A 7,332-nucleotide genomic window follows, 5' to 3' on the forward strand; every position below is an offset into this window, starting at 1 on the left:
GTTTCCAACCGTTTGCCGGCCTTAGTTTTTTTAACGCTTATGGGTACATATTTACTAATTTATCGATCCTCCCGCACCCCGCATGATCGCGCCAACAAGAACGCGTCGCCCCTTGCCGGCACGCACCCGGGCACGCCCGCGCGCCCCTCCTTGCCTTGGAGTCCGTCATGACCAGTGCAGCCACATCGGCACCCCTCATAGAAAAACACACGATCGGCTACGTGCCCCCGCAGGACCGCCATGGAAAGGTAGGGGATCTGTTCACCCTCTGGTTCGGCGGCAACATCGCGCCTCTACCCATCGTCACCGGCGCGCTGGGCGTGCAGTTGTTCAACCTGAACCTCGTCTGGGGCATCGTCGCCATCCTGGTCGGCCACCTGGTCGGCGGCGTGCTGATGGCGCTGCACTCGGCCCAGGGCCCGCAGATGGGCATCCCGCAGATGATCCAGAGCCGCGCCCAGTTCGGCTCCCTCGGCGCGCTGCTGGTGGTGGTGATCGCCGGGGTGATGTACATCGGCTTCTTCGCCTCCAACATCGTCCTGGCCGGCAAGTCCCTGCATGGGGTGGTCGAGGCCGTGCCGGTGCCGGTGGGCATCGTCATCGGTGCCCTGGGCTCGGGGATCATCGGCATCATCGGCTACCGCTTCATCCACGTGCTCAACCGCATCGGCACTTGGGTGCTGGGCATCGGCATCGTGGTCGGCTTCGGCTACATCTTCAGCCACATCCAGAGCGACGACTTCCTCACCCGCGGTGGCTTCAACATCTCCGGCTGGCTGGCCACGGTGTCCCTGGCGGCCCTCTGGCAGATCGCCTTCGCCCCGTACGTGTCGGACTATTCGCGCTACCTGCCGGCCGACGTGAAGGTGTCGTCGACCTTCTGGACCACCTACCTGGGTTCGGCCCTGGGCTCGAGCCTGTCGTTCGTGTTCGGTGCGGTGGCGGTGCTGGCGATCCCCGCGGGCATGGACACCATGGACGCGGTCAAACTCGCCACCGGTGCCATCGGCCCGCTGATGCTGGTGCTGTTCCTGCTCAGCGTGATCAGCCACAACGCCCTCAACCTGTATGGCGCGGTGCTGTCGATCATCACCCTGGTGCAGACCTTCGCCTACCGCTGGATCCCCACCGCCAAGAGCCGTGCGGTGCTGTCGCTGATCGTCCTGGCGGCCTGCTGCGTGGTGGCGGTGTTCGCCTCGGCGGACTTCATCGGCCACTTCGTCGACATGGTCCTGGTGCTGCTGGTGGTGCTGGTACCGTGGACGGCGATCAACCTGATCGACTTCTATGCGATCCACAAGGGCGACTACGACATCCAGTCGATCTTCAAGGTCGATGGCGGTATCTACGGGCGCTACAACCCGCAGGCCCTGATCGCCTATGCCGTGGGTATCGCGGTGCAGATCCCGTTCATGAACACGCCGCTGTACGTAGGCCCGGTGTCCGCGCACATCAACGGTGCCGACCTGTCGTGGCTGGTGGGGCTGGCAGTGACTTCGCCGCTGTACTGGTGGCTGGCGACCCGCGACAGTGCCTATCGTCGTCGGCAGATGAGTGCCAAGCTCGCCGCGGGGGCTTGACGCCGCCGCTACGCAATTCAATCAGTTAGGCGTATTGGGGCTGCTTTGCAGCCCCAATGGCCGCTGAACGTATCGACTGACAGAGCCTTGGGACGCCTCCCACAGAGACAACCGATTCACCTGATGGAAATGAGCCGTGTCCATCGCCAGCATGCCCGCTCCCCCGGATAAGGAGTTCCCATGCATACGAATCCATTGGTTGAATCCGCCGCCTTCCTGCGCAAGCACCGCAAACTCGTCACCAGCATCGCTCTCCCGGCACTCGCCCTTGGCGCCCTCGCAATACTTTTCGACAAGGTGTTCTTCTACAACGAGGCAGGTCAGATGACCCACGTGCGCACCATTTTCGGCGAAGAGAAAGTGGTCGAGGACGTCGGCTATGCGACCAAATGGTTTGGCCGCAGCACCGTCTGGCGCCGTACCATCGGCGTCCAGTCGGCCTTGCAGGTGGACCAGCAGGAGGACACCCCTCGTGGGCAACCTGCGGTGGTCCTGCAGAACCTGCCCATCGTCTTCCTGGGGAATGTCGACGCAAAGGCCGAATTCAGCACCCAGTTTCGCCTGCCCTCGGGGGAAGCGTTCCTGAAGATCGCCCAGGAATACCGGACGCCGGACAATTTCCTCCAGCGGGCATTGCTGCCAGCGGTCAAGGAAACCCTCCAGGCCACGGCCTCGCTGATGAGCGCCGACGACTACTACGCAGGCAACCGCAGCCACTTCGGTGCCGAATTCGAGAACCAGCTGCGCAATGGCCTGTACCTGACCAGCCGCAAGGAAGTGCGCGTCAAACGTGACAACTTCCCGGCACAGACCGCCATTCTCCAGGCCGGCACCGACCAGGGCAGTTTCGGTGACAACTCCTCGACCCGCTTCATCATCGAGAAGAAGCTCGACAAGGATGGTCAGGAGCTGCGCAAGCAACAGCAGTTTCGCCTGTTCGGTGTCGAGGTCGTCGATGCGCGGGTGACGCATATCGACCCCAACCCGCAGTACCAGCAACGGATGGTACGGGTGCAGCAGGCACGGCGGAGCTGGCGGTGGCCCGGCAGAACCGCCTCAAGGAGGAAGAAGAGAAGGAGCTGGTCTCCGCCCGCGGCGCCAAGGACGTCGAAGCCAAGCGCCAGGAAAGCCTGCGTCAGCAGATCGAACGCACCACCGAAGCCGAAACGGAGAAGCAGCTCACGCTGATCAATGCCGAACGGGAGCACCGGCGTGCCGAGATCGACAAGCAAACCGCCGAACTGCTGCGGGACAAGGCCAGGGTCAATGCCGAAGCGACCAAGATCACGGCCGACGCCGAGGCCTACGCCCGTGAGGCATCGCTCAAGGCCGACGGCGCCCTGCAAACCAAGCTCGACGCACTGGTGCAGATCAACCGTGCCTGGGCCGATGCCGCAGCTCGGGCCCCGGTGCCAGGTGTAATGATGGGCAGCGCAGAGGGTGGTATCGGGCGTCAGGATGAAATGAACAAACTCATGAGCGTGCTGGCCACCAAAGCGGCCAGGGACCTGGCACTGGACCTCAAGGCGCCCTGAGCCCCACCCAGGTTCCTGTTCGATTGCATCCTGCAGCCTGAGCCTGCGTTCAGGGCGCAGCGCCCTCGACAATGATCACCTCGGCCCTGGCCGCTCCCTGTCGAAACTGGCACGCCTCCTGGTACGCCGGCGAGCGATAGCACGCCAGCGCCTGCTCGTACGACTCGAACTCGATCACCACGCTACGCTGGGGAGTAGGCCGCCCTTCCATCGCCTCGCTGCGTCCGCCACGGGCCAGGAAGCGGCCACCGAACGCGGCGAAGGCCCCCGGGGCGCGCTGGGTGTATTGCTGGTACTGCTCTGGGTCGGTGACGTCCACATGGGCGATCCAGTAGGCCTTCATCCGTCGCTCTCCTCTACAGGGATATTTGTGTATGATGGTATACCATAAACACCACCCTACCACAGCGAGTGTGCAGCATGGCTTTCAACAGCATCGAAGAACTCCTCGAGGATTATCGGCAAGGCAAGATGGTCCTGCTGGTGGACGACGAGGACCGTGAGAACGAGGGCGACCTGCTGATCGCCGCCGAGCGCTGTGACGCCCAGGCCATCAACTTCATGGCCCGCGAGGCGCGTGGGCTGATCTGCCTGACCCTGACCGACGAGCACTGCCAACGCCTGGGCCTGGAGCAGATGGTGCCGAGCAACGGCAGCGCCTTCAGCACTGCCTTCACCGTCTCCATCGAGGCTGCCACGGGCGTCACCACCGGGATCTCCGCCGCCGACCGGGCGCGCACCGTGGCCGCCGCCATGGCCCCCCACGCCCGCCCCGAAGACCTGGTCCAGCCCGGCCACATCTTCCCCTTGCGCGCCCGCGAAGGCGGCGTGCTGACCCGCGCCGGCCACACCGAGGCCGGCTGCGACCTGGCGCGCCTGGCCGGTTTCAGCCCGGCCTCGGTGATCGTCGAGGTGCTCAACGACGACGGCACCATGGCCCGCCGTCCGGACCTGGAACTGTTCGCCGAGCGCCACGGCATCAAGATCGGTACCATCGCCGACCTGATCCACTACCGCCTGAGCACCGAGCAGACCATCAAGCGCATCGGCGAGCGCGAGCTGCCGACCGTGCACGGCACCTTCCGCCTGGTGACCTACGAGGACCGTATCGAAGGCGGCGTGCACATGGCCATGGTGATGGGCGACATCCGCCGCGACCTGCCGACCCTGGTGCGGGTGCATGTGATCGATCCGCTGCGCGACCTGGTCGGCGCCGAGTATGCCGGCCCGGCCAACTGGACACTGTGGGCGGCGCTGGAGAAGGTTGCCGAGGAAGGTGCCGGCGTGGTCGTGATCCTCGCCAACCACGAATCCTCCCAGGCCCTGCTCGAGCGCGTGCCGCAACTGACCCAGCCGGTGCGTCCGTACCAGAGGGGCCAATCGAAGGTGTATTCGGAAGTCGGCACCGGCGCCCAGATCCTCCAGGACCTGGGCGTGGGCAAGCTGCGCCACCTTGGCCCGCCGCTCAAGTATGCGGGGTTGGCAGGGTATGAGTTGGAGGTGGTGCAGAGCATTCCGTTCGAGGGCTGCTGATTTTCGCGGTATCTGTGTGGGCCTCATCGCGAGTGAGGCCCCAGATTGAGCATGCGAGGTAGCGACCGAATCACACAGCTTGTAAAACAATGTCCTCCACACCCGAAATAGCAGTGGTTAACATTAAGTTCCCTTGGCCTCCCTATTTCCTGCATGGCAACTTCATCGGAGCCACCCAGTTGCGCCTTCCCTGACGAGAAAGGCCCATACTGCGAACTATCCCCCCCAGCAGAGCGCTCCGCACGGCCTCTGACCAGCCGCCCCATCACGCCAGCTTTCCTGTTTCGATCCCGCCTCGGTGGCGTGCTGCGCCTACCGCACGTGCGCTTTGGCTGCCCGTACCGACAGAAAACGAGTGCATGGAACTTGCCTCGGTGGTGTACGTAGGAGAACAGCAATGGAATTTTTCATACTGGCTTTGCTGATCGTCCTCAATGGCCTGTTTGCCATGTCGGAGATCGCCCTGGTGGCAGCGAGGAAAGCACGGTTGATGAGGCTGGTGGCCGAAGGGGACTCATCAGCCGCGGTAGCCCTCAAGCTTGGCGAGGACCCGACCCGGTTTCTCTCGACCGTGCAGATTGGCATCACCTCCATTGGCATCCTCAACGGTATCGTCGGTGAAGCTGTATTGGCCGCCCCTTTGGCCGAATGGCTGCAAACCCTGGGTGTGCCGAGCGCTACAGCAAGCCTCGGAGCCACGGCAGGTGTGGTGATCGTGATCACCTACGTCTCCATCGTGATCGGTGAACTGGTGCCCAAGCGCATCGGGCAAATCAATCCAGAGGGCATTGCCCGCTTGGTCGCGCGGCCGATGGTGACCCTCGCTTTCCTGACGCGTCCTTTCGTGGCCGTGCTGTCCTGGTCGACCCAGGCCATTCTGCGCATCATGGGCGTGCGTCCGCTCGACAATCCGAGCGTCACCGAGGAAGAAATCCAGGCAATGCTCGAAGAAGGCTCCGAGGCTGGAGTGATCGAACACCATCAGCACCGAATGGTACGCAATGTGTTCCGCCTGGACGACCGCCGACTCGGCTCGTTGATGATCCCGCGTTCAGACCTGGTTTATGTCGACATTCGCAGGCCCCCGGAAGAGAACGTCCAGGTGATGATCGAGTCCGAGCACTCTCGTTTTCCGGTCTGCGACGGTGGCCTGGACAACCTGCTCGGCCTGATTCATGCCAAGCAGGCCTTTGCTTGCCTGGCCAAGGGCGAGCAGCCTAACTTCACCGACCAACTCCCTCCCTGCGTGTTCGTGCCTGAAACCCTCACCGGCATGGAGCTGCTGGAGCAATTTCGTGCCAATGGCATGCACATGGCGTTCGTGATCGACGAATATGGTGAGTTGCAAGGCATCGTCACGCTGCAGGATGTACTGGAAGCCGTAACCGGCGAGTTCACCCCTGACGATGAAAACGATGCTTGGGCCGTCCAGCGGCACGATGGCTCCTGGCTGCTCGATGGCGCCATCCCGATCCTGGAGATGAAGGATCGCCTGGCATTCAAGACAATGCCCGAGGAAAACAGGGGCCGCTACCACACCCTGTCCGGCATGGTCATGCTGCTGCTTGGCCGGGTGCCGGTCACTGGCGACCGGGTAGAGTGGGACGGCTGGATATTAGAGGTGGTCGACATGGACGGCAAACGCATCGACAAGGTGCTGGCGACTCCTGTTGAAACACCGGAATGAGATGAATTGGATGGCCGCAATGGACGGAACGAGCGCGAGGTGTTTCGCCATTACACAAGCGGCGCTTCGTCATTGTTGGGGCTGCCTTGCAGACCAAATGACAACTGAAATGCTTAACTGAACGGTATTGTTCTCCAGCAGGGATTTTCGTTTATATCCGCACAACATCATGTTCGCTTGAATTCGACCAGAAAAACGACGAAGGCAATCCACCCCATGCCAATGTACATACAGTACATACCTGTCTTCATTCGCCTCTTGAGATAGGCCGGAAAGAGTCGACTGTCCTCTGGATCCAACCAACCTTGGCGAATACTCAAGTTGGGCCACATCATTCCCGCCGTCATGGCACTCACCGTCATCAACCGGAGCTTCAAGGTCAGTGCACCTCCATTTTTGAGCTCATCGTGAAGCCCTCTGCTCCGTTGGAGTGCTGCACACATCACCTCGAAGTGCCTCGACGCAGCGATATGCAGCTCAATTGCCAGCCCCACCAACATAATCAGAAACGGTGTAAAGAGCGAGGCGATCTTTAAGGCCGAGGGCCACTCACTCAAATCAATCATATTCAACCTTATGTATAAACTCACCCAGTTCTTCCCCGCCAATTCCTCCAGCGACTCCTCCTGCAAAAGATCCGGCCCCAATCATTGCGATTCCGCAGAATGCTCGCCCCCATACACCGAAACCGCAAACTACTTTAATAGCCGATTTCCCTATCGTTGCCCCTACGACACCACCAGTGATACCTCCAGCAAAACCACCTATTTCAATAAAACGAACCTGTTTACACTCCTGCGTCTCTCCCGCCCTACAAACCTCCTGCACTTTCAAGTAGGACGAAGAAGCCCCCAACCCAATCGCCACATATCCACCATATTTCAAATACCGCGCCGTCTTCGCCACTTCTTCCAAATGCGTCGCATACCCCGGTATCTGCCCCGGCCCACCGGCCTTTTTCCAGTGATGCACCACACGCTTGGACGAAATCCCAAGA

The 7,332-nt window shown here is 61.7% G+C and carries 5 protein-coding genes and 2 pseudogenes; 4 read left to right on the top strand and 3 right to left on the bottom strand.

All coding sequences use genetic code 11. The annotated features are described in order from the left end of the window. The first annotated feature begins 167 nt into the window (after positions 1-167). Both NJF35_RS18000 and NJF35_RS18005 read left to right on the top strand, forming a co-directional pair. Entirely contained in the window at positions 168-1,580 is a 1,413-nt protein-coding gene (locus tag NJF35_RS18000; RefSeq protein WP_253091339.1) for a purine-cytosine permease family protein, read from the top strand. A gap of 180 nt (positions 1,581-1,760) precedes the next feature. After that, a pseudogene (locus NJF35_RS18005) lies at positions 1,761-3,115 on the top strand (SPFH domain-containing protein). 49 nt (positions 3,116-3,164) lie between these two features. Here the strand turns inward: NJF35_RS18005 and NJF35_RS18010 are convergent. Further along, the gene (locus NJF35_RS18010) at positions 3,165-3,458 is read right to left on the bottom strand and encodes a DUF1330 domain-containing protein (protein WP_253091340.1); all 294 of its coding nucleotides are present in this window, start codon (positions 3,456-3,458) and stop codon (positions 3,165-3,167) included. A gap of 77 nt (positions 3,459-3,535) precedes the next feature. On the opposite strand from NJF35_RS18010, the gene ribBA reads away from it, so the two are divergent. After that, a complete protein-coding gene (ribBA, locus tag NJF35_RS18015; protein ID WP_225790828.1) occupies positions 3,536-4,648 on the top strand; it encodes a bifunctional 3,4-dihydroxy-2-butanone-4-phosphate synthase/GTP cyclohydrolase II in 1,113 nt (370 codons plus the stop codon). Positions 4,649-5,045: 397 nt separating this feature from the next. Then, the gene (locus NJF35_RS18020) at positions 5,046-6,335 is read left to right on the top strand and encodes a hemolysin family protein (RefSeq protein ID WP_225790829.1); all 1,290 of its coding nucleotides are present in this window, start codon (positions 5,046-5,048) and stop codon (positions 6,333-6,335) included. A gap of 167 nt (positions 6,336-6,502) precedes the next feature. Here NJF35_RS18020 and NJF35_RS18025 read toward each other — a convergent pair whose 3' ends face one another. Together NJF35_RS18025 and NJF35_RS18030 are read right to left on the bottom strand one after the other, a co-directional pair. Continuing rightward, the gene (locus tag NJF35_RS18025; RefSeq protein WP_225790830.1) at positions 6,503-6,901 is read right to left on the bottom strand and encodes a hypothetical protein; all 399 of its coding nucleotides are present in this window, start codon (positions 6,899-6,901) and stop codon (positions 6,503-6,505) included. Further along, positions 6,894-7,332 (bottom strand): annotated as a pseudogene (locus NJF35_RS18030) (PAAR domain-containing protein); the annotation flags it as partial. The gene NJF35_RS18025 and the pseudogene NJF35_RS18030, both read right to left, overlap by 8 nt.

Source organism: Pseudomonas guariconensis (assembly GCF_024127895.1).
GTDB lineage: Bacteria > Pseudomonadota > Gammaproteobacteria > Pseudomonadales > Pseudomonadaceae > Aquipseudomonas > Aquipseudomonas guariconensis_B.